21 protein-coding genes are annotated in these 21,804 nt (G+C 67.9%); 13 read left to right on the forward strand and 8 right to left on the reverse strand.

Features of this window, described 5'->3' with window-relative positions:
• Nucleotides 1-15 precede the first annotated feature (15 nt).
• Nucleotides 16-900 carry a hypothetical protein gene (locus AC5QAH_RS03635; RefSeq protein ID WP_495232095.1) on the forward strand — a complete coding sequence of 295 codons (885 nt, stop codon included), beginning with the start codon at nucleotides 16-18 and terminating at the stop codon, nucleotides 898-900.
• 96 nt (nucleotides 901-996) lie between these two features.
• On the opposite strand, the gene AC5QAH_RS03640 is transcribed toward AC5QAH_RS03635, so the two are convergent.
• Complete coding sequence (locus AC5QAH_RS03640) at nucleotides 997-1,293, reverse strand: I78 family peptidase inhibitor (RefSeq protein ID WP_010485066.1); 297 nt, start codon at nucleotides 1,291-1,293, stop codon at nucleotides 997-999.
• A gap of 171 nt (nucleotides 1,294-1,464) precedes the next feature.
• Between AC5QAH_RS03640 and AC5QAH_RS03645 the strand changes: the two genes are divergently transcribed.
• A complete protein-coding gene (locus tag AC5QAH_RS03645; RefSeq protein WP_010485068.1) occupies nucleotides 1,465-2,121 on the forward strand; it encodes a hypothetical protein in 657 nt (218 codons plus the stop codon).
• Nucleotides 2,122-2,189: 68 nt separating this feature from the next.
• Entirely contained in the window at nucleotides 2,190-2,978 is a 789-nt protein-coding gene (locus AC5QAH_RS03650; RefSeq protein ID WP_019337894.1) for a CDP-diacylglycerol diphosphatase, read from the forward strand.
• Here the strand turns inward: AC5QAH_RS03650 and AC5QAH_RS03655 are convergent.
• Nucleotides 2,975-3,574 (reverse strand): GNAT family N-acetyltransferase, encoded by a 600-nt coding sequence (locus AC5QAH_RS03655; RefSeq protein WP_019337893.1) that lies wholly within the window; start codon nucleotides 3,572-3,574, stop codon nucleotides 2,975-2,977. The two genes, AC5QAH_RS03650 and AC5QAH_RS03655, sit on opposite strands and share 4 nt — an antisense overlap.
• Nucleotides 3,575-3,792: 218 nt before the next feature.
• Between AC5QAH_RS03655 and AC5QAH_RS03660 the strand changes: the two genes are divergently transcribed.
• Both AC5QAH_RS03660 and AC5QAH_RS03665 read left to right on the forward strand, forming a co-directional pair.
• Nucleotides 3,793-6,519, forward strand: a complete 2,727-nt coding sequence (locus tag AC5QAH_RS03660; RefSeq protein ID WP_495232096.1) for a TonB-dependent receptor plug domain-containing protein — start codon at nucleotides 3,793-3,795, stop codon at nucleotides 6,517-6,519.
• Between the two features lie 110 nt (nucleotides 6,520-6,629).
• A complete protein-coding gene (locus AC5QAH_RS03665; protein ID WP_049409234.1) occupies nucleotides 6,630-7,256 on the forward strand; it encodes a hypothetical protein in 627 nt (208 codons plus the stop codon).
• Nucleotides 7,257-7,286: 30 nt separating this feature from the next.
• Here the strand turns inward: AC5QAH_RS03665 and AC5QAH_RS03670 are convergent, their stop codons facing one another.
• Nucleotides 7,287-7,928: a hypothetical protein gene (locus tag AC5QAH_RS03670; protein ID WP_043401982.1), complete on the reverse strand. Its 642-nt coding sequence runs from the start codon at nucleotides 7,926-7,928 to the stop codon at nucleotides 7,287-7,289.
• Between the two features lie 183 nt (nucleotides 7,929-8,111).
• Between AC5QAH_RS03670 and AC5QAH_RS03675 the strand changes: the two genes are divergently transcribed.
• The gene (locus AC5QAH_RS03675) at nucleotides 8,112-9,272 is read left to right on the forward strand and encodes an amidohydrolase family protein (RefSeq protein WP_329766735.1); all 1,161 of its coding nucleotides are present in this window, start codon (nucleotides 8,112-8,114) and stop codon (nucleotides 9,270-9,272) included.
• 49 nt (nucleotides 9,273-9,321) lie between these two features.
• Here AC5QAH_RS03675 and AC5QAH_RS03680 read toward each other — a convergent pair whose 3' ends face one another.
• A complete protein-coding gene (locus AC5QAH_RS03680; RefSeq protein WP_010485084.1) occupies nucleotides 9,322-9,759 on the reverse strand; it encodes a DUF3806 domain-containing protein in 438 nt (145 codons plus the stop codon).
• A gap of 131 nt (nucleotides 9,760-9,890) precedes the next feature.
• Complete coding sequence (locus AC5QAH_RS03685; protein ID WP_010485086.1) at nucleotides 9,891-10,772, reverse strand: LysR substrate-binding domain-containing protein; 882 nt, start codon at nucleotides 10,770-10,772, stop codon at nucleotides 9,891-9,893.
• 122 nt (nucleotides 10,773-10,894) lie between these two features.
• Between AC5QAH_RS03685 and AC5QAH_RS03690 the strand changes: the two genes are divergently transcribed.
• Both AC5QAH_RS03690 and AC5QAH_RS03695 read left to right on the forward strand, forming a co-directional pair.
• Nucleotides 10,895-11,596, forward strand: coding sequence for an ankyrin repeat domain-containing protein (locus AC5QAH_RS03690; protein ID WP_495232097.1), 702 nt, complete (start codon nucleotides 10,895-10,897; stop codon nucleotides 11,594-11,596).
• A gap of 51 nt (nucleotides 11,597-11,647) precedes the next feature.
• The gene (locus AC5QAH_RS03695) at nucleotides 11,648-13,105 is read left to right on the forward strand and encodes an amidohydrolase family protein (protein WP_423165586.1); all 1,458 of its coding nucleotides are present in this window, start codon (nucleotides 11,648-11,650) and stop codon (nucleotides 13,103-13,105) included.
• A gap of 114 nt (nucleotides 13,106-13,219) precedes the next feature.
• On the opposite strand, the gene AC5QAH_RS03700 is transcribed toward AC5QAH_RS03695, so the two are convergent.
• Nucleotides 13,220-14,149 (reverse strand): LysR family transcriptional regulator, encoded by a 930-nt coding sequence (locus AC5QAH_RS03700; RefSeq protein ID WP_241888113.1) that lies wholly within the window; start codon nucleotides 14,147-14,149, stop codon nucleotides 13,220-13,222.
• Between the two features lie 93 nt (nucleotides 14,150-14,242).
• Here AC5QAH_RS03700 and AC5QAH_RS03705 point away from each other — a divergent pair, with 93 nt between their 5' ends.
• The gene (locus AC5QAH_RS03705) at nucleotides 14,243-15,436 is read left to right on the forward strand and encodes an MFS transporter (protein ID WP_241874909.1); all 1,194 of its coding nucleotides are present in this window, start codon (nucleotides 14,243-14,245) and stop codon (nucleotides 15,434-15,436) included.
• A gap of 596 nt (nucleotides 15,437-16,032) precedes the next feature.
• On the opposite strand, the gene AC5QAH_RS03710 is transcribed toward AC5QAH_RS03705, so the two are convergent.
• Together AC5QAH_RS03710 and AC5QAH_RS03715 are read right to left on the reverse strand one after the other, a co-directional pair.
• The gene (locus AC5QAH_RS03710) at nucleotides 16,033-16,686 is read right to left on the reverse strand and encodes a response regulator (protein WP_126560839.1); all 654 of its coding nucleotides are present in this window, start codon (nucleotides 16,684-16,686) and stop codon (nucleotides 16,033-16,035) included.
• The gene (locus AC5QAH_RS03715; RefSeq protein WP_495232098.1) at nucleotides 16,679-19,708 is read right to left on the reverse strand and encodes a sensor histidine kinase; all 3,030 of its coding nucleotides are present in this window, start codon (nucleotides 19,706-19,708) and stop codon (nucleotides 16,679-16,681) included. Before AC5QAH_RS03715 ends, AC5QAH_RS03710 begins: the two co-directional genes overlap by 8 nt.
• Nucleotides 19,709-19,804: 96 nt before the next feature.
• On the opposite strand from AC5QAH_RS03715, the gene AC5QAH_RS03720 reads away from it, so the two are divergent.
• From AC5QAH_RS03720 to AC5QAH_RS03735, 4 genes are read left to right on the forward strand one after another with little or no spacing between them, the layout of a single operon-like run.
• Nucleotides 19,805-20,137, forward strand: coding sequence for a hypothetical protein (locus AC5QAH_RS03720; RefSeq protein ID WP_053443205.1), 333 nt, complete (start codon nucleotides 19,805-19,807; stop codon nucleotides 20,135-20,137).
• Nucleotides 20,138-20,187: 50 nt separating this feature from the next.
• Nucleotides 20,188-20,631: a helix-turn-helix transcriptional regulator gene (locus tag AC5QAH_RS03725; protein ID WP_019337880.1), complete on the forward strand. Its 444-nt coding sequence runs from the start codon at nucleotides 20,188-20,190 to the stop codon at nucleotides 20,629-20,631.
• Nucleotides 20,628-21,284 carry a hydrolase gene (locus tag AC5QAH_RS03730; protein WP_010485105.1) on the forward strand — a complete coding sequence of 219 codons (657 nt, stop codon included), beginning with the start codon at nucleotides 20,628-20,630 and terminating at the stop codon, nucleotides 21,282-21,284. The genes AC5QAH_RS03725 and AC5QAH_RS03730 overlap by 4 nt, the downstream gene beginning before the upstream one ends.
• 2 nt (nucleotides 21,285-21,286) lie before the next feature.
• The gene (locus AC5QAH_RS03735) at nucleotides 21,287-21,712 is read left to right on the forward strand and encodes a DoxX family protein (RefSeq protein ID WP_005410009.1); all 426 of its coding nucleotides are present in this window, start codon (nucleotides 21,287-21,289) and stop codon (nucleotides 21,710-21,712) included.
• Nucleotides 21,713-21,804 lie beyond the last annotated feature (92 nt).

Consider the following 21,804-nt stretch of genomic DNA (forward strand, 5'->3'; position numbering starts at 1 on the left):
CCGCAGGAGTCGTCCATGCCCACCGCTGCCGCCCGCGCCACCCTGTGCACTGCATTGCTGGCGATCCCGCTGCTGGCGCTGGCCCAGAGCGCGATCCTGCCGCAGCAGCGCGATGCCGCCGGCAACGTGATGGAGCCGCTGGGACAGGTACTGATCGCGAGTGAGACTGGACCGTCGGGGCTTTATGACTGCACGCGGGACAGCAACTGGTGCGTGCGCGTGCAGCCGGTGGCCGAGGAGGGGGACCGGCCCACCCTGCTTGAAGTGCTTGAGAAGGGGCCGGGCCAAGGCAAGCCGCACACCTACCACGTCAGCATCGACGTGCCGCGGGAAAGCGAGCTGTCGCTGTGGCCGTGGATCGTGCGCCTGGCCCCGGGCATGGGCAGCGATGAAACAGTGACCGACCCGCAGCAGCGCACCCGCCAGAATGTGCTGGTGGGCGGCATCGTCACGTTCAGCACCATGTACTCCGGTGGCGGTGCCGATGCGTCCACGCTGCAGTTGGCACGCGTGCGCCACCTGCAGGACGACATCCAGGTGGACGACGACGTGCTGACCGTGCCATGGCTGGGCAATGCGATGATCCGCGCCTGTTTCAGCGAGCAGGACAGCAAGCAGCGTGCAGGCGCCTGCCACGACGAATACAGCTTTTCGGCGAAGCTGGCGCTGGATCCAGCAGGGCAGGGCATGCCCGTGCTGCGCTACCAGACCGTGGCGACCCGGTTCCCGGCCGGTGTTTCGCGCTTCGAGGATTCGCTGGCCAAGGGGCCGCTGAAGAAGAATGACCTGCGCACCGAGCAGGATCCGGCGTGCACCTATACGCGGTTGTTCCACTTCCGCGAGGGCATGTTCCACCCGGACCAGGCGCTGCCGGACTGCGCCGGCTATACCGAACCCTGAAGTGTAGAGTCGAGCCATGCTCGACTCGGGTTCTCGCGTGGCCCGGCCGCAGAGCAGCCGAGCGTGGGCTCGGCTCTACAAAAACTGAGGCGGCGCTTACTCGCAGCGGGTGGCGGTGATGACGTTGTCCTTGTCCACGAACACGCGCAGGCGGTCCTGGCGGATGTCCTTGGTGGTGATGGTGCTGGGGCCGATCGGGTTGACCAGGCCGGCACCACTCTCGCGGGACAGGCGGCGGATGTTGGGCTCATTGGCCGGCTGGCCGATCGCCCAGCCCAGCTGGCTGGCGTCACAACGGCCGCTGCCTTTGACTTCCGGGCCAGGGGTGCTGACGCAGGCCGACAGCAGCAGGGCAGAGGCCGGCAGCAACAGGGACAGACGGAATGCGGACATGCGAGCGCTCCTGCGCAGGGGAAGATGGCGGGAACGATAGCACCGAGCGTGCGAAAGGCGTCAGCGCCCCGGTCATTGCCGGCACAGCGTGGTCATTGCATAGTGGGAGGAATGGCTGGCAGTACGCCAGCGGGCAGGCCGGGCCTTTCCGGCGCAGATGTTGGATAGGGTATGACGGCAGGCAGTTTCCGCGGCAAGGACAAGACGATGACGGCGCTGGCGTTGTCGTTGCTGGGCGTGGCGTTTGCCGCCTGCGCTGCCGATCCGGAACCCGTGCCGGTCGAATCCCCGGTATTCGGCGCCTGGCGCAACCTGCAGACTGAAGCGGGCTACGCGCCTGCGCAGCGCAATCTGGCGTTTGCCATGCTGCCGCAGGCGGCCACCCGCGGTGACCGATTCGCCATCCTCGATCGTGAGGGCAAGCGCGCGGTGTGCTGCCTGCAGGTGGCCAGCCCCTCGCTGGGCGTGGCCGCGCTGCGCGAGCAGTACCACCTGCCGCAGGCCTGGGTGACCGACCTGAGCAATGGCCGCAGCCCGGCACGTCCCTATGTGCCGCACGTCTATGCGATGCAGCGGGTGGACGAGCTGGCCGACTACAGCTTCGCCGATGTGCCTGGCGCCTACAGCGACCTGGGCGGGCTGCTGATTCCCGAAGGTGCCGCGCTGGAGGCCGACGGCAGCGCCGTCCGCCTGGGGGACATTCGCTATCCGCTGCATTTCCAGCGTCAGCCGCACGCCGATGACGACGGCGCGCTGGATCGCTACAGCCTGCAGGCGGGTGAGGGCGAGGCACCGATCGTGGTTGAAGTGCCGTTCGGCACCTACTGATTGCAGCTTCGCACTGGCTAGAATGCAGCGCGGCGCTGTCTGCCGTGCCTGCTCCGTGAGTCGTTTCCGTGTCCTTGCGCCCCTTCCTGCTGCCGTCCCTGCTGCCGTCCCTGCTGCTGTTGTCCGCCTGCGCCAGCGCGCCGCCGCCGCCGGCCCATTCCGACGCGTTATGGCGATTGATCGAACGTGACTGCCAGGGCGCCGAAGGTCCACGCGGCGACTGCCTGCGCGTGGAGACGGCCGCGGATCGCCGCGATGTGCTGGTCAAGGACGCGCACGGCGACTACCAGTTCCTGCTGATGCCGCTGGACAAGGTCAGCGGTATCGAGAACCGCCGCCTGTACCAGCGTGGTGCACCGAACTACTTCGCTGCAGCCTGGCAGGCGCGCAGCCACACCGAACAGGCCTTGCGGCAACCGCTGCCGCGCAACGTCGCCAGCCTGGCCTTGAACTCGCCGCACGGCCGGTCACAGCACCAGCTGCATATCCATGTGGATTGCCTGCGTGCCGACGTGCTGCAGGCGCTGGACACGCATGCTGCCGCCCTCGGCAGCCGCTGGGCACCGTTGCCGGTGCTGCTGCGCGGCCATCAGTACCAGGCCCGCCTGCTGCCGGGCGCGGAACTGACCGCCAATCCGCTCAATCTGTTGGCCTATGACCTCGCTGGCGTGGACGACGTGGGCCAGTGGAGCCTGGTCGTGGCCGGCCGGGACGAGGTGCAGGGCGGCCCGGGCTTCATTCTGCTGGCGACCCGTGTGGACGCCGGCACCGGCAACGAGGCCAGCGCTGAAGAGCTGCAGGACCACGCCTGCTCGGTGTTGACCGGCGCAGGCGCGTCGCTGGAGCGGGTCCGCTAACCCTGGGGCTGCTGGCGGCTTCGCCAGACCGGTGCGGTCAGCGCCAGCAGCTGGCGATCCTGCCAGCCCTCCAGGTCCAGATGATGGTCGCGCAGCAGGCCTTCCTGCTCGAAGCCGAAGGCGTGCAGCGCAGTGGCGAACGGGTCATTGCAGTCCGGTGGCAGCATCACGAACAGGCGATGCAGGCCGACATCCTCGAACAGGAACGGGCACAGCGCCCGCAGCGCCGCGTCGGTATGCGGGTGCCAGTGTTGCAGCGACAGCAACTCGGCGCTGCGCGCATGCAGCGACTGCAGGCGAATGTGCAGCTGATCCAGCACCGTGCCGTGTTCGTCGTCGAACACCCCCAGCAGCAGCTGGTCGTTGTCCTGCTCCAGACGCGAGCGATGCATGTGGGCGAGAAAGCGTGCCTCCTCGTCGATGTCGCCGGGGTGACGGCGGCCGCGCCGGCGGCGGTCATCGAACAGGCGCCAGCGCGGCAGGTCGGTACGCTGGAAGGGGCGCAGGGTGACCGGTGCGGCCTGCAGCTGCAGCAGGTGACGGCGCAGTACCGGGCGCAACGGGGGAAGGAGGGAGGTGGGATACGGAGTCATCATCCCCGGCACGATGGCCGTGCCCGCAGCGCCACACCATTCAAAACATTGCAAAAGTGTGGCGAATGGCACTGCGGGTCTGATTCGGTTCAGGCATAAGGCCATCAGGCCTGGTCATTTCCGTTGCCCCCCCCCATTCAGGACACTTTCGTTACGGGATCGTTATGTGCCGCACAGGCCGCTGTCCCGTACCACCACCCGCCAAACTCCCCAGGAAGCCCATGTCCGCCTCCCACAAGGCGCTGCGCCCGCGTCCGCTGGTGCTCGCACTGTCGTCCCTGATGCTGGTCTCACTGCCGGCCTTCGCGCAGGAAAGCGCACCCACCACATTGCAGGAAGTGAAGGTCACCGGCTCGCGTATTCCGCGCGCCAGTGTGGAGGGGCCCTCGCCGGTGACGGTGATCAGCCGGGAGCAGATCGATGCACAGGGCTACCGCAATGCCTTCGATGCGCTGAGCGCGCTGACCGAGAACACCGGCAACGTGCAGGGCGAGGACTTCGGCAATACCTTCACCCCGGCCGCCAACACCATCAACCTGCGCGGGCTGGGCCCGAACCGCACGCTGGTGCTGGTCAACGGCCGCCGCCAGGCCGACTACCCGCTGGCCTACGAGGGCTCGGTGAACGTGGTCAACCTGGCCAACATCCCCAGTGCGCTGATCGAGCGCATCGAGGTGCTGGCGGCCGGTGCGTCGGCGGTGTACGGCTCCGATGCCATCGCCGGCGTGGTCAACATCATCCTCAAGGACCGTTTTGAGGGTGTGGACGTGAACGTGCGCGCCGGCGGCACCCAGCAGGGCGGTGGCGACAACCAGCGCGCGCAGGTGGTCGGTGGCAGTTCCGGCGAGCGTTGGGATGCGCTGTTCGGCCTCGAGTTCGATGTGCGCAAGGCGATCCATGCGCGCCAGCGCGACTTCATGGATTCGCTGGATGATGACCCGGCCGGCAAGGCGCCGCAGGCGACCGCGATCGCCTATCGCCGCAATGCTGCCACCGGCCGCAACATCGATCCGGGCGTCAGCGGCTGCGACGCAGCGTCGGAGATCTATGGCGGCAGCGTGTTCCGCGCCAACAACCCGCGCCAGGGCTGGTACTGCGGCAGCAACGAGGCCGCCGCCAGCTACTGGACCGTGCAGACCCAGAAGCGCAACCTCAACGGCTACGGTCTGTTGACCTTCCACGTCAACGAGACCACCGACCTGTTCGCTGACGTCGCCGTGGGCAGCGCGCGCATCTACAACAACACGCGTGCGCCGACCTGGACCTCGGCGCGCAACTACTTCTACAACCAGACCACCGGCAATCTGGAAAGCTGGTACCGCCGCTTCGCGCCGGAGGAAATCGGCGGCCTGCCGCGCAATGCCAACCGCTTCCTGGAAAACTCGTGGTCGTTCAACGTCGGCGCACGTGGTCAGATCGGTGACAGTGGCTGGGACTATGAGGCGGTCTACAGCCGCTCGCGTTACGAGAACCGCACCCGCCGCCCGGTGCTGCTGGCCGGCATCAACGAATACCTGCTGGGTCCGAAGCTGGGCGTACGCAATGGCGTTGAGGTCTATGCGCCGGACCCGGCACGCCTGTTCAAGCCGTTGACCCCAAACGAATACGAGGGCCTGTCCGACTACCAGGAAAGCCGCAATGCGGCATGGCTGCAGACCTTCAGCGCCAGCGTCAACGGCCGCCTGTTCGCGCTGCCCGGTGGCGACGCTGCATTGGCAGCGGTGGTCGAAGCCGGCAGCCAGGGCTACCGCAACCGCCCGGACCCGCGCCTGGGAACCGGCGAGTTCTGGAACACCAGTGCAGGCGTCGGCGCCGGTGGCGAGCGTGACCGCTACGCCGCAGGTGTGGAGCTGCAGTTGCCGCTGCTGCAGTCGCTGACCACCACGCTGGCCGGCCGTTACGACCAGTACCGTGCGGGTGGCGAGCACATCGGCAAGGCGACCTGGAGCGTTGGCGTCGAGTTCCGTCCGATCGAGAGCCTGCTGATCCGTGGTACGGCGGCGACCAGTTTCCGGGCGCCGGACATGAACTATGTGTTCGCGACGGAGACGCGCGGTTACAACCCGGGCATGACCGACTACTGGCGCTGCCGCACCGCAGGCCAGTCGTACGACAACTGTGACTACAACGGCCTGTCGATCGACTACAGCAACCGCGCCAATGCGCAGCTGCAGCCGGAATCGGCCAAGTCCTATGGCTTCGGCGTGGTCTGGTCGCCGCTGTCTGGCCTGGATTTCAGTGCCGACTACTACGACATCCGCATCGACAACGAGGTGACCAGCCTCGATACCAGCCGCATCCTGCGTGACGAGGCCGATTGCCGCCTGGGCCGCACGCTGGGCGGCGAAGCGCGCGATATCGGTTCACCGCTGTGCCAGGACGCGCTGTCTCGGGTGATCCGCAACCCGTCCAACGCAACCGTGCAGCCGGACCAGGTGACCCGTGTGCTGATCAATCCGATCAACGCCGCCTCCGAATCGGTTCGTGGCCTGGACCTGAAGGGCAACTGGCGTTTCGATGCCGGCCGTTATGGCCGCTTCACCACGCGCCTGGCCTACACGGTGGTGCTGGAGCACAAATACCGGCAGTTCTCCGATGATCCGGAGCGTGACATCCGCAATTCGCTGGATGACTACCAGTGGCGCAGCAAGGCCAACGGCAGCATCACCTGGAACCAGGGTGACTGGACCACCACGCTGTACGGCAACCGCTTCGGCTCGCTGCCGAAGACAGATGGCAGTGGCCGCATCGCGCCGTATATGACGTACAACGCCAGCGTGTTCCGCCAGTTCGGCGAGAACCTGTCGGTGGGCGTGATCGTCAACAACCTGCGCGACAGCCGCCCGCCGGCGGACAAGAACGGAGGCGGCTGGCCGTTCTACCCGGTCGGCAATTACGACCCGTACGGCCGCCAGTACTGGGTGCAGCTGGATTACCGGTTCCGTTGATCCGGCAGGCGAACGAAAGGCCCGGCATTGCCGGGCTTTTCTTTGTGCAGTGCACCGGTGCTGCCGCTGCGCGCGTGGCATGCTGTGGCGATACCCGGAGGATGATGCGCATGGATGCCAGAGTGTGGAGTGTGATTGCCGTGCTGGCCATTGCCGGTTGCAGCAGCAAGCAGGCGGCCAGTGTGGACGATGCTGCGGAGGCGGCCAGCGCCGCGCCCGTGCCGTCTCTTTCCAACGCAGTGACCGATGCTGGATCAGCGCGCGTGCCAACGGCATCGACGCGTGCGACGGCCGGGCAAGGGCCTGCGGATCTGGAGGGACACTTCCTTGAGGGCGAGCGCTTGCTGTTGACTGAAGGAGCACTGTCGGCGGAAAAGAGCGACGTGATCCTGGGCTCGGACAACGCCTTTGCGCAGGCGATCAGCCAGTTCGAGCAGGATGCGGCGGGCCACCCGGAAGTGCAGGACCTGACCCGGCTCTACAGGACGGCTGCGACCCGGCTCATCGGCAGCGACGGCACGCTGGTGTCTTTTGCCTGTGGCTACAGCCTGTGTGTCGGCGAGATCCGCAGCCGCACCGATGAGGATTTCAGCGCCTGGTCCGAGGCGATCGGCATGGACAAGGCGAGTCCGGCCTACAGCCTGACCACGGCACCGATGACGTGGGGCAGGGACCAGCACGGTGGGCGTTTCGTGTTCTCGGTGGACCCGGCCGCCAACGCCATCACGGGTCGGTAGCGGCGGGACATGCCCGGGACCCACTGCGCGTTACGGCAGCGCCTGCTGCAGGTATGACTCGATGACGTAGCTGAAAGGCTGCTGCTGGCGGTCGCGCAACAAGGCACGCACCTCGAGGATCACGCCGTGATCGCCTTCGCCCCGCGGCGGCCAGAACGTCTGGTCAGCCAGGGTCTGGCGCTGGAAACCGAGCGGGCCGACCACGCGACCGAACGGCTCGTCGGTGCTGTCCAGCACCTGGTTCATGGCCGGGCTGAGGTGGCCGGGCAGGTACCAGTTGTCGGCCTCGGACAGCACGCGGCTGCCGCAGACCAACTGTACGCGGCGATAGCGCAGTTCGGTACCCGGCGTCGCGCCCAGCGACTGCAGAACGTCGGCGGGGGCCGGCTTGTCCTGGCCGTGTATGCGCACGGCGCGCACCCGCGCCTGTTCGGCCAGGCCGTGCTCGGCGCACCAGTGTTCCAGCGTGGCGGTGGCGCTCTGCCCGGACAGCACGCGCTGGTGCAGGCGCTCGACCAGTGCAGCCGGGGCGATGCGCTGCTGGCCCGGCGGCGACTGCAGCGGCGCAGCCGCCGCAGCATCAGTGGCTGACAGGCTGGCGATCGGGGCGGCGGCAAGCAGGGACGCGGCCTGCCAGCGGCGGAGACGATCGTGGCGGTCGGACGGGCCCATGCGGCTTCACAGCGGAGACAGGCGCCCATGTTACCCGTTCAGGGCTGTGCACGGCGTGGCTGCGACCGGTTGTCGCAGGGGTAGTCATCGTTCTGGTGAATGTATGCCATCCAGATATTTCGTTGGCCGATGGCTGCGGCGAGGCGCACGATGGCGCCATTCTTGGCATTCCGGGAGTTCCCGATGACCCTCCAGTTCGTCCATGGCGGTGTCGACCGCGACGGTGCGCCACTGCACTTCCATATCCGTGATGGCCGCATCAGCAGCCTCAATGGCGAGGCCGTGCCGACAGAAGGGGCGGAATGCGTCAACCTGCAGGGGTTCGCGGTGCTGCCCGGGCTGGTCGACGGCCACATCCACCTCGACAAAAGCTTCGTCGGCGACCATTGGCACCCGCATCAGCCGGTGAACAGCCTGCGGGAGCGGCTGGCGGTGGAGAAGGCGGCGGTGGCGGGTGCGGCACCGATGGTGGACCGTGCCGAGGCGCTGATCCGCCAATGCAGTGCTTTCGGTACGGTGGCGATGCGCTGCCATGTCGATATCGACGCCAGCACCGGTCTCGGCCATCTCGAGGCAGTACGCGAGGCGGCGTTGCGCTGTGCCGACATCATGCGCATCCAGCTGGTGGCATTCCCGCAGGCCGGGGTGATGTCCTGTCCGGGTACCGCCACCGTACTGGAGCAGGCGCTTGCTGCGGGCGTGGAAGTGCTCGGCGGCATCGACCCCACCACGCTCGATGGTGATGCCGAAGGCCAGCTGGCGCTGTTGTTCGCTCTGGCCGAGCGCTACGGTGTGCAGCTGGACATCCATCTGCACGAGCCCGGCGAAACCGGTCTGGCGCAGCTGCTGCGCATCGCTGCGCGTACCCGGGCCGCCGGCCTGCAGGGGCGTGTTGCGGTCAGCCATGCCTATTCGCTGGGCGACGTGCCGCTGGCGCGCGCGCTGCAGGTGGGCGAAGCATTGGCCACCGCGGGTGTGGCGATCATGAGCAACGCGCCGGGGGATCATCCGTTCCCGCCGCTGCGCGCGCTGCATGATGCCGGTGTGCGCGTGTTCGCAGGCAACGACAACATCCGTGACTGCTGGTGGCCGTATGGCAATGGCGACCTGCTGCAGCGGGCGATGCTGCTGGGCTACCGGTCCGGCTTCTACACCGATGCCGACCTGATGCTGGCGCTGGACATGGTCACCACCCATGCCGCGCAGGCGATCGGCCTGCCGCAGCATGGTATTGCCGAAGGCCGGCCGGCGACCTTCGTGGCCGTGCGTGCCGACCACGGCCCGGCGGCCGTGGCTGCGGTGCCGCTGGAGCGCCGCGTGGTGGTCGACGGCCGCTGGCTCTAGATCCACGCCGCGCAACCCCCTGTAGTGCCGAGCCATGCTCGGCGACCTTTCAGGCGTAATCGTCGGCGCGGGTGGCGATGAATTCCTCAAGCCACGCCAGCAGATGGGCGATGTCGATGATCTCGCCCTGCTCGACGCGCTTGAGCAGCAGCGTGCTGGCGCCGATCTGCAGGCTGCTGTCGGCATAGCGCAGCACCGCGTCGATGCCCCAGGCATCGGTCACCTGCATCCAGGCCAGGCCCGGCACGCGCTGGGCCAGGGTGTCACCGAAGGCCACGCCCAGTGCTTCCCAGCCTTCGCAGTCGTCACGATCGATCAGCTCCGCATCGACCACGCGCTGCAGGGTGGTGGCCGCCAGCGGCCACTGCACCGGCAACGTCGGAAAGCCGGCGGCCACGCGCGCGGCGATCAGCGAACGCTGGTGCTGCAGATGCGTCTGCAGGGCAGCGGGCAGGGGATCGAAACGGGTGGGGATTTCGTCGGACATGGCAAGGCGCCGTGGGGCACGGAAACATCAGGCACTCTACGAGCCGATGTTGCCGGCCGTGCGGCCGGATTGACCATGTTTCGATGCGTGATGCGCGAAGTTCATCCACGCGTGGCGTGGACCTACCGTGGTCAATCCGGTTCGCGTTGTACCTGCCGCCACAGCTCGCTGGCCAGCGCACGCACGGCATCATCAGCGTCCGGGCGATGCAGCAGGCCGATCTCGTAGTTGTCGATCACCGGCAGCTCACGCTCGCCATCGATGATGCGGTGCTCGCGGCTGACCGCGCGGCGCGGCAGCAGGCTGATGCCGATGCCATCGGCCACGGCGCCCTGGATGCCACTGAGCGACGAGCTGGTGAAGGCGATGCGCCAGCGCAGGCCCAGCGCTTCCACGGCGTGGATCATCTCGTCGCGGTACAGCCCACGCGGCGGGAACGTGACCAGTGGCAGCGGGTCCTGCTGCAGGCAGCTGCTGCGCAGGCTGTCGATCCAGTGCATCGGCTCGCGCCGGCAATGCACCGCCTGGCGGCTGTTGCGGCGCTGCTTGACCAGCACCAGATCCAGCTCGCCGTGGTCGAAGCCCTGCGCCAGGTCACGGCTGAGGCCGCTGCTGATCTCCAGCTTCACCTGCGGATGGCGGCGGCTGAAAGCGGCCAGCATGCGCGTGGTCTGCGGGTTGACGAAATCCTCGGGCACGCCGATGCGGACGGCGGTCTCCACCGTCGCACCGGCCAGCGCCTGTGCCATTTCCTCGTTCAGGTCGAGCATGCGCCGCGCGTAGCCGAGCAGGGTGTGGCCGGCGTCGGTGGGGTGCACATCGCGGTGGCCGCGTTCGAGCAGGCGATGCCCGGCCAGTTCCTCCAGCCGGCGTACCTTCTGGCTGACCGTGGATTGTGTCGAATGCAGGCGCGTGGCCGCCGTGGTGAAGCTGCCGCAGTCGGCCACCATCACCAGCGCCCGCAGCAGGTCCAGTTCGAACAGGGTTCTATTCGATTTGGCACTGTCTTGCATTTGAACATTTCACTTCTGGATACCCAAGCCGACTTCTACCATGCAGGGCAGGGGCCGGCAATGCCCGGCTGTTGCTACCGTCGCCCGGTGCTCCGTGGCGACGGACATGAGGAGTCACTGTCATGCGCGTCCATCGTTCCCCTGGCTGGCGTGCGCCGTTCGCGCGCGTGCTGCTGTTGTGCCTGCTGGCCATGGTCACCCCGGCCTGCACCGCAACGTCCAAAGCCGACGTCGATGGCCGCCTGCGGGATGCTGCCAGCCGCGGTGACGCTGCTGCGGTGCGACAGGCGATCGAGGAGGGCGCCACGATGGAGGCGCGCGATGGACAGGGCCGCACCGCGCTGCTGCTGGCCACGCATGGCAACAACGTGGATGCCGCGCGCGAGCTGATCGAGGCCGGTGCCGACGTCAACGCCAAGGATGCGTTGCAGGACAGCGCCTACCTGTACGCAGGCGCGCGTGGCCTTGATGAGATCCTGGCGATGACCCTGGCGCATGGTGCCGATCTTCGCAGCACCAACCGCTATGGCGGCACCGCGCTGATTCCCGCCGCCGAGCGCGGCCATGTCGCCACTGTGCGCACGCTGCTGCGGGCCGGCGTGGCGGTGGACCATGTCAACCGGCTGCACTGGACCGCGCTGCTGGAAGCGATCCTGCTCGGCGATGGCGGCGTGCGCCACGTGCAGATCGTGCAGCTGCTGCTGGAGGCCGGTGCCGACCCGGAGCTGGCCGACGGCGATGGCGTAACGCCGCTGGCACACGCGCGCCAGCGCGGCTATACCGGAATTGAATCCCTGCTGCGCCAGCACGGCGCGGTGCGCTGAGCCGCAACCCCTTCCACCCGCACGCTGGGCGTGCCCACCAGGATGCTGTCCATGTTCCGTTCCCGTCCGTTGTCCCTTGCCATCCTCCTTGTGGTGGCGCCGCTGTCGGCATCTGCTGCCGAGCGCGCCGACCTGCTGATCCGTAATGCCACCGTGGTCGACGTCGAGCACGCCAGTACCCTGGCTGGTCAGAGCGTGGTGATCCGCGGCGACGACATCGTCGCTGTCGGCCCGGACGCGCAGCTGCGCAGCCAGTGGAGCGCGACCCGCCAGATCGATGCCAAGGGCAAATACCTGATCCCGGGGCTGTGGGACATGCACGTGCACTTCGGTGGTGGCCCGGCGCTGATCGAAGAGAACAAGGCACTGCTGCCGCTGTACATCGCGCACGGCATCACCACCGTGCGTGACTGCTCTGGTGATCTGCCCGAGCAGGTGCTGCAGTGGCGTGGCGAGATCGCCAAGGGCACCCTGTTCGGCCCGCGCCTGCTGAGTTCCGGCGCGAAGATCGAAGGCATCAAGCCGGTCTGGAAGGGCACGATCGAAGTGGGCAGCGAGGCCGACGCCGACAAGGCAATCGCCCGCCTGCAGCACGACAAGGTCGATTTCGTGAAGATCACCGACAGCACGCTGAAGCCGGAACTGTTCCTGTACTCGGCCAGTGCCGCGCGCAAGGCCGGATTCAAGGCGTCGGGCCACATCCCGATGGCGCTGACCGTGGAGCAGGCGGTCGATGCCGGCCTGGCCTCGATCGAGCACCTGGACTACGCGTTCAAGGCCGGCAGCAAGGACGAGGCGCAGATTGCCGCCGACTTCGGAGCTGGCCGCATCGACCGTGCCGAAGCCAACCGCCGCCTCGACTCCAGCTTCGACCGTGACACCGCAATGCGGGCCTACCGTGATTTCGCCAAGCGTGGCGTATTCGTGACCCCGACCCTCAACGGCGGCCGTATCCTCGATTTCCTGGACCAGGATGACCACGCCAACGACCCGTACCTGGCCTACATCGGCCCGGGCCTGCGCGCGACCTACCAGTGGCGCGTGGACCGCGCGGCGAAGGCGACGCCGGCGCAGATCGAAGCGCGCCACGCGCAGTACCACCAGGTGGCCGCAGTGCTGCCGATGCTGCAGGCGGCCGGCGTGACGATCATCGCTGGCACCGATGCAGGCTTCCTCAATTCGTTCAACTTCCCGGGCATCGCCCTGCACCAGGAACTGCAGCTGTTCGTGAAGGAAGGCCTGAGCGCACCGCAGGCACTGTCGGCCGCAACCCGTTCCGGCCCGGCCTGGCTCGGCCAGATGGAACGCTACGGTAGCGTTGCGCAGGGCAAGGCCGCCGATCTGGTGCTGCTGACTGCCAACCCGCTGCAGAACATTGCCGCCACGGAGAAGATCGACAGCGTGATCCTGCGCGGCAACGTGTATGACCGCGCCGCGCTGGACAGGATGCTGGCCGACACCAAGGCCAAGGTCGCGGCGTGGAATGCCGAGGCGGCGAAGGCCAATTGATGGTGTGGCGGGGCGGAATCCACGCATGGCGTGGATCTACCGGTTACCGTCCGGGCATCCATACCCGCGATCAGCAGTAGATCCACGCCATGCGTGGATGATGCGGCCGGTGACCTAGCGCGGCGCCGGCCGCATGCCGTGCAGCTGCGGTAGTGCGGCCTTCATCGCATCGATGAAGGCGCGCAGCCGCGGCGGCTGCTGGCGCGCGGCGGGAAATACCACGTGTACCGGCAGTGGCGGTGCCTGCCAGTCCGGCAGCAGCTGCACCAGCCGCCCTTGTGCGAGGTCGTCGGCCACCAGCCAGGCCGAGACCACGGCCGCTCCCAGCCCGGCACATGCGGCCTGCTGCACCACGAACAGGTTGTCGCTGAGCAGGCGCGGGCTGATCGAAAGGGTATGCGCGTGCCCCTGCGCGTCATGCAGCAGCAGTCGTTCGCGGTAGTAGGTGACCAGCGAGATCCACGGCAGTGACTGCGCCTGTTCCGGCGTACCGACCGCTGTGACGTCCACCAGCGAGGGCGCCGCCACGACGATGCGCGGTACTTCGGCCAGCGGCAGCGCGACCATGCGCGGTTCGTCGACCGGGCCCACCCGCACCGCGCAGTCGATGCCTTCTGCAATGAAATCCGGACGCCGATCTTCAAGGATCCACTCCAGGCTCAGCTGCGGATGCCGGGCGAGGAATGCGAGCATGGTCGGCAGCAGCTGCGCCTGGCCGAAGGCATGCGGCACCATCACCCGCAGACGGCCGCGCAGTGTTTCCGGCTCGCCGTGGAGTTCGGCCTGCAGCGACTCCCATTCGTCGACCACGCGTTGCGCATGGCGCTGGCAGCGCAGGCCATCCTCGGTCAGTTGCAGGCCATGGGTGGAGCGCAGCAGCAGGCGCAGGCCGAGCTGCCGCTCCAATGCCTGCAGGCGTCGGCTGACCGTTGGCTGGGTGGTGCCCAGCTGCGCGGCTGCGGCAGAGAGGCTGCCGGCATCGACGATGCGCAGGAAGGTGCGCAGCAGATCCAGGCGATCGGCGCCAGCGGTGAGGTCGGTCATGCGTATGGCGTATGAATGATATGTATTTCAGCCTACTACAGACGTTGGGCGAATGCGGGCAGGATACGTCCACTTCTTCCACCGGACTCCCCCATGTCTACCCCTTCGCTGTCCGTCGCCGCCGCACCCGCGACTGCACCCTCCACCCCGCTGGTGCTGGCAATGGCGGCCGGCGCCGGCTTCTCGGTCGCCTCGCTCTATTACAGCCAGCCGATGCTGGGCCTGATCGCCCAGGACCTCGGCGCGGGTGAGCGCGCCGCTGGCCTGGTACCGACCCTGACCCAGCTTGGCTATGCAATGGGCATCCTGCTGCTGGCGCCGCTGGGTGACCGGTTCGACCGCCGCAACCTGATCCTGTTGAAATCTGCATTGCTGGCACTGGCATTGGGTGCTGCAGCGATGGCCGGGCACCTGCCGGGCCTGCTGATGGCCAGCCTGCTGGTCGGGCTGATGGCCACGCTGGCGCAGGACATCGTGCCGGCCGCTGCGGTGCTGGCACCGGATGCGCAGCGCGGGCAGATCGTCGGCCGGGTGATGACCGGCTTGTTGCTGGGCATCCTGTTGTCGCGCGTGGTCAGTGGTGTGGTGGCTGAAGCGTGGGGTTGGCGCACGCAGTTCGTACTGGCTGCGGTATCGGTGGCGGCGATGGGCGCGGTGATGGCGCGTGCGCTGCCGCGTTTTGCACCGACCAGCACGCTGCGCTATCCGGCGTTGCTGGGCTCATTGCTGGCGTTGTGGCGCGAGCAGCCGCAGCTGCGCCGTGCGGTGGCCAGCCAGTCGCTGCTGGCGGTGGGTTTCAGTGCATTCTGGTCGACGCTGGCGCTGATGCTGCATGCTCGTCTGGGCCTGGGCAGTGCGGCGGCGGGTGCGTTCGGTATTGCGGGTGCGGCCGGTGCACTGGCCGCACCATTTGCGGGTCGATTCGCCGATCGCTTGGGTTGCCATGCAGTGGCGCGGCTGGCGATCGCGGTGGCGTTGCTGGGCTTCGGCCTGCTGCTGGCCGAGTCCTGGCTGCCGGCCGTCGCGCTGCTGCCGCTGCTGGTGGTGAGTGCGCTGCTGTTCGACTTCGGCTTCCAGTCGGCGCTGGTGGCGCACCAGACGCTGGTCTATGGCCTGGTGCCGCCGGCACGCAGCCGGCTCAATGCGCTGCTGTTTACCGGCATGTTCATCGGCATGGCCGCCGGTGGTGCGCTGGGCAGCCTGGCGCTGGCGCAGTGGGGGTGGCACGGCGTGGCCTGGCTGGCGGTGGTATGTGCGGGCGGCAGCCTGCTGCTGCGTTTGAAGTAGGGGTGGTGTTCGGCAGGGCTTGCAGCCCTGCACCTGCTGGAGGCAACAGCAACGGCAACAGCAACGGCAACGGCAACGGCGGGGTTCCTGTAGGTAGGCGGGGTGGGTCCGGTTGCGGGGGACGCCGTGAATCCGTCCATGGAGGCTCGGTCGCGCCTTGCTCGTGTGCGCTGTCCTGCGCACACGGCAAGACCGGGGTTGGGCGTCCTGCCCAACCCGCCCGAGGCATGCCTCGGGCCCATGGCGCTCACGCCCCCGCAACCGGACCCACCCCGCCTTCGACAGTTTCCTGCGGTGTGTTGGAACGGATCTGACCCCAGATTGATTTCGATATCTGACAGAAGTGTCGACCAAGGTCGACACCTACCAACAGCCGTGGAGTTCTGTCAGAGGTGGGGCGGTGTCGGAGTGCGGGGTGTCAGCCGCATGGATGCGGCTGCCAAGCTTACAGGGACGTACTTGCAGCGTCCCCGCACTCCGACACCGCCCCGCCATCCCACGGACTCCACGCTTTTGCTGTTGCTTTTGCTGTTGAGGTTGCCGGCCAGCGGCCGGCACTACCGTGGGTGCAGGGCGCAGCCCTGCCGAACACCCCCCTAATCGTGACCGCTGTCGTCCAGGCTGATGATGCCGCGCCTCAGCGCCTGGGTCACCGCATGCGTGCGATCACCCACGCCCAGCTTGTCCATCAGGCTCTTCATGTGGGCCTTCACCGTCTGCTCGGAAATCTGCATGCGTTCGCCGATTCGCTTGTTCGACAGGCCACCGGCCACGTGCCGCAGTACCTCGGTCTCGCGCGGTGACAGGCGGTCTTCGATCACATGCGCGGCGATGCTGGCAGCCACCGCTGGAGGAATCGGCGCACGGCGGCCACCGGCCACCATGCGGATGGTGTCGACCAGTTCGTGGCGCAGCATGTCCTTCAGCAGGTACGCGCTGGCACCCGCCTGCAGGGCCCGCACCGCGCGTACATCGCCGCGGTAGGTGGTCAGCACAATGATGCGGGCACGTGGGTCCACCGCGCGGATCCGTACGATCGCTTCGACGCCATCCAGGCGTGGCATCTGCAGGTCCATCAGCACCACGTCGGGCTGCAGCTGCTGGTAGCGTGCGATGGCTTCCTCGCCATCGGCGGCCTCGCCGAGCAGGCGCAGGTCGGAATGGGCGCCCAGCAGCGCCGCCAGGCCGTCACGCAGCAACGGGTGGTCGTCGACCACCAGCACGCCGATCGGGGCAGGGGACTCAGTCATGGTTTGCTTTACTCCAGGGCCAGCGCCAACGCGATGGGCGGCGGTGATACAGGCGCCGGGCGGGAACCGCCAGCGCGACTTCGGTCCCCAGCCCGGCGCGGGTCCACAGCTGCAGTTCCGCACCGAGGCGCTGTGCGCGTTCGCGCATGCCCTGCAGGCCCCAATGACCATGGCCGGCGTTCTCGTCGGCGATGCCGACGCCATCGTCGCGCACGTGCAGCAGGAAGCAACGCGTGCCGTACGACAGCTCCACTTCGATGGCGCTGGCGTTGGCGTGGCGCAACGCGTTGCGGATGGCCTCGCGACCAATCAGGAACACTTCCTCCGCGGCATCGGCCTGTAGTGGTGGCGTCGCGCCCTCAACGGTCAGGCGCAGAGGATTGGTGCCATGCCCCGCGTACTCGGCGTGCACATCGGCCAGTGCCGAAGCCAGGTCGCGGCCGGCGAAAGGGCCGTCGCGCAATGCGTTGACGCGTTCGCGGCCCTCGGCCAGATTGCGCTCGGCCAGCTGCATCGCCGACTCCAGCTGGCCGCGCACTGCTTCTGGCGTCTGCGCGGACTGGCTGATTGCATGCAGGCGCAGGATCAGGCCCTGGCTGCCCTGCAGCAGGGTGTCGTGCAGATCGCGCGCAATGCGTTCACGTTCGCCATTTCGCTCCTGCAGGCGGGCGCGGAACAGCGCGGCGAGCTGGCCACTTCGGATGCGCACGGCCAGTACGAGCAGCGCCAGCACGGCGGCCACGCACAGCAGCTTGAACCACACGGTCTGGATGAAGGTGGGCGCGATGCGGAAGCTGCGGCTGGCCGGGACCGTGCTCCAGATGCCGTCCTCATTGGCGGCTTCCACGTCGAAGCGATAGCTTCCCGGCGCCAGGTTGGTGTAATAGGCGCGGGTGCTGCTGCCTGCGTCCTGCCAGCCGTCATCGACGCCGGAGAGTCGATAGCGATAGCGGTTGCGCTCCGGGCGGGCCAGTGAAAGCGCCACGTAGTCGATCTGCAGCTGGCTGGTGCCGGCCGGCAGGCGCAGGCCGTCCCGCAGTGGTTGCTGTTCGCTGCCATACAGCACGTCGCCGATGCGAACGCTGGGTGCCAGTGTGTTGACGTGCGAACGCTTGGTGTCCAGCCAGGCCAGGCCTTGGTTGGTCGCCAGCCACAGAAGACCGTCGTCGGCCAGCGTGGCGGTGGCGATCGGCCCGCTCTGCAGGGCAATGCCGGGCATGCCATCCACCGCATCGAACAAGCGGGGCGTCACCTGCTGCCCTGCCTGCATTGCTCGGCGCAACAGGCTGCTCTCAAGACGCACCAGGCCACGGCTGCCATTGAGCCACAGATGCCCGCCCGCATCGGCGACCATGCCGGTGATGCCTTCGAGGACGCCGGCCATGTCGGTGCGCACTGCAACGAAGGGCCCCTCGCCGATGCGTGCGGCGAGTCCGGCTTCGCCGGCTACCAGCAGCAGGTCCTGATGCTGCAGCAGGGCGGTCACCGGCCCTACCGAAAGGCCCTGCGCTGCGCCGAAGGCATCGATGGTCGTGGTGCCCATCCGGCGCACGCGACCATCGGCGTAGCCGAGCAGCAGCTGGCCATGGGCGTCCAGCGCCAGGGAGGAGCAGGCCTGCTCGGGCAGGCGACTCGCCCGCTGCCATTGCTCGTCCCGGTAATGCAGCACACCGCGTTCGCCCGTGCATACCCAGGCCTGCGTCTCGTCGGGAAACAGCAGGGCGTGCAGCGGCTGCCCGGTGAACGGCGCGGGCAGCGGAATCAGCGTGGTACGGCCTTCGACAGTGCGCGCCAGATTGACCCAATCGAACTGCCAGATCGGCGCAGGTGACTGCCGCGCTGCGGCCTGCAGCTGTGCGGCGCTGCCTTCCAGCAGGGACCGCCGCAGGTCGTAGGGCTTGAGGTCTTCACCGTAGCCGTAGACCCGTCCGTCAGTGGTGCGCACCAGCGAGCGGTAGGGATCACTGGGGCCGACCGCCAGGGTGTGCACGCTGCGCGCGCGGAAGCGGTTGAGGCCAAGATTGGTACCTACCCAGAGGTTGCCTTCGCGGTCGGCGATGATCGGCACCGCCGAGGTGGCCGTCAGGCCATGCGGTGAATCGAAGCGCTCCATGCGCACGGCTCGGGTGCCGTCGAACGTGACCCGGGCGACGCCTCCATGCGGGCTCATCGTCGCCCACAGCGCGCCGTCGGTGGTGAACTGCATGCGGGCAGCGACCAGGTCGGGCAGGCGCCTCGCCTCACGTTCGGGCCCGGTCAGCAGACCATGTGCGTTTGCCAGTGGCGAGGCGCCACGGACGCGGTCGGCCAGCCACACCTCACCCTGCGGGTTCTCCACCAGTGTTGCCATCTGCGAGACGGCGATGCCGGTATCAATGAAGGCCGCCTGGTGGGGTCCGCGCATCCATATCTTCAGATCCGCCAGTACCCAGAACGTGCCACGGCTGTCATGCAACACCCATTGCACGCGGTGTTCCGGCAGCCCGGTGGAGGCCGGCGGGCGTTGCCAGCGCCGGCCATCGAACCAGCGCAGCCCACCATTGATCGCTGCCCAGAGGCGGCCCTCGCGGTCCTGGCTGAAGTGCGGCACCACGCCGACCGGTACGCCCTGTTGCCGACCGTAGCTGTGCAGTTGGCCGCGTGCGAGTTGGCTGATGCCGGCCTGGAAGTAGCCGATCCACATTGCGTCATCGCGCCCGACTGCCAGGGTGACCATGTTGGTGGACGGGAAGCTGCTGCCCGGTGGTGGCGCCTGGCGTTCAAAACGGCGGCCGTCGAAGCGGTACAGGCCAGAACCGGTCGCCAGCCACAGCAGTCCATCACGGTCCTGCGCAATGTCCCATATATCGCCAGGCGCACCCTGGCCGACCCGCCATGCGGTGTGCTCGTAGCCGGGCAGTCCGCTGCTCAGGGCGGGACGCTGCACGGCGAGCGCGGGCAGGGCGGTCATCAACAGCAGGCACGTCAGCAGCGCCGGTAGGCGACGCAGGAACGGGAAGGGGCGGCCACGCATGGTGCGCATTCTGGCAGGTGCGGGGCAGGCCAGGGTGACCCGAACGGGGTAGGCGGCACGCGGTCCGTTCCGATATCACGCCGGCATGCCCCGTGGAGCCCGGTCATGCAGCGCCTGTTCGTGATGTTTCCCGACCGTGGCCCGGGCCTTGGCCTGCTGTGGCTGCGGCTGTGCGTTGCGGCCGCTCTTTGCGGGCCCGGTATGCCAAGCGGCTGGTGGTCGGCCTTGTACCTGCTGGCCGTAGCGATGCTCGCACTTGGTGTGCTGACACCACTGGCGGCAGTGATGGCGGCCGCGGGTCTGTCCACGCTGCCCGGGCCTTGGCCACTGGCGCTGCTGCCTCTGGCCCTGCTGGTGCTGGGGCCGGGCGCCTATTCGCTGGACGCACGGCTGTTCGGTCGCCGCGTGATCGGCCGCCGGCCTCCCCCATTCGGGTAGGTGCTGGCCTCGACCGACGGGGGTAGGGCATCGTGCAGGCGCCCCGCACCATGGGCCACCCCCTCGCGGCGACCTCGATGGCCACCGTTACTCCACAGGAATTCCCCGCTGCGTCGCTGGCACCACAGCAGGTCGCAGCATTGCAGCGTGCATTGCGCTATGTCGATGAACACCTGTCGCAGCCGCTGCGGGTGACCGAGCTGGCGGCGGCCGCCTGCGTCAGCCGCTTCCATCTGGTGCGCCTGTTCCGTACCGGTACCGGTGCCAGCCCGCTGCGCTATGTGCGTCGCCGCCGCATCGAGCGTGCGCGCCAGCTGCTGCCGGGTGCGCAGTTGCCGATGGCCTGCCTGGCCCAGCAGCTGGGCTTCTTCGACCAGAGCCATTTCGTCCGCAGCTTCCGCGCGGAGACCGGCTGCAGCCCCGGCCAGTACGTCGCCGGCGATGCCGCCCTGTTGCTTCCCCTTGATCGTGTTTCCAACGGAGTCCATCCATGAGCCTTGCCACCGCCACTCCCGCCCCGGCGCTGCTGTCGCCGACCGACCACGCCCTGGTGCTGATCGACTTCCAGTCGCAGATGGCGTTTGCCACGCACACCATCGACATCTCCGCGCTGCGCAACAACGTGTCGCTGATCAGCAAGGGTGCCAAGGGCTTCCACGTGCCGGTGCTGCTGACCACGGTGGCGGAAGCCTCGTTCTCCGGCCCGATGTTCCCCGAACTGCCGCAGATCTTCCCGGGCCAGACGGTGTTCGACCGCACCTCGATGAATACCTGGGAAGACCAGCCGGTGATCGACGAGATCAACCGTATCGGCAAGCGCCGGCTGGTGATGGCCGGCCTGTGGACCAGCGTCTGCATCGTCGGCCCGGCGCTGTCGGCACTGGCGCAGGGCTTCGAGGTATATGTGATCACCGATGCCTGTGGTGATGTCAGCGAAGAAGCGCACGAGCGTGCGATCACCCGCATGGTGCAGGCCGGCGCGGTGCCGATGACCAGCGTGCAGTACCTGCTCGAACTGCAGCGCGACTGGGCACGCGGGGAAACCTACGACCTGACCACCGGCATCGCGCGCGATCACGCGGGTGGCTATGGCATCGGCATCCAGTACGCCAAGCGCATGTTTGGCGCGCAGGAAGGCGGGCACTGAGCATGCTGGCTGGCCATGGCCTCGACCTGGCCCTGCTGATGCTGCGCGTGGCGGCTGGAGGCTTCCTGCTGCCGCACGCGCTGGGCAAGCTGTTCGGCTGGTTCGGCGGTCCGGGGCTCTCTGGTTTCGCCACCGAGCTGCGCGGCTTCGGGCTGCCAGCGGTGGCACCTTTGCCACTGTTGCTGGCCCTGTTGCAGGTGCTGTCCGGGCTGGCCGTGCTGCTGGGATGGCAGACCCGTATCGCCGCGCTTGCGGCGGCCGCTTTCATCGGCTTCACCGTCCTGTTGGCCCTGCCCAGGGGCTGGTTCTGGATGCGCGGTGGCAGTGAGTACCCGTTGATGTGGACCACGGTACTGCTGGCCATCGCGCTGGCCGGGCCCGGCACCTGGGCGCTGGACGTCCACCGACTTCCGGGAGACCTCGCATGAGTCACGATCCACTCGATCACGGCCGCCGCAACGTGGTGCTGGCCAGCGGTGCCGCTGTTGCGCTCAGCGTGGCAGGTCGCGCCGGTGCTGCA

The sequence above is a fragment of the Stenotrophomonas sp. YJH_SMC_43 genome, from assembly GCF_059372535.1.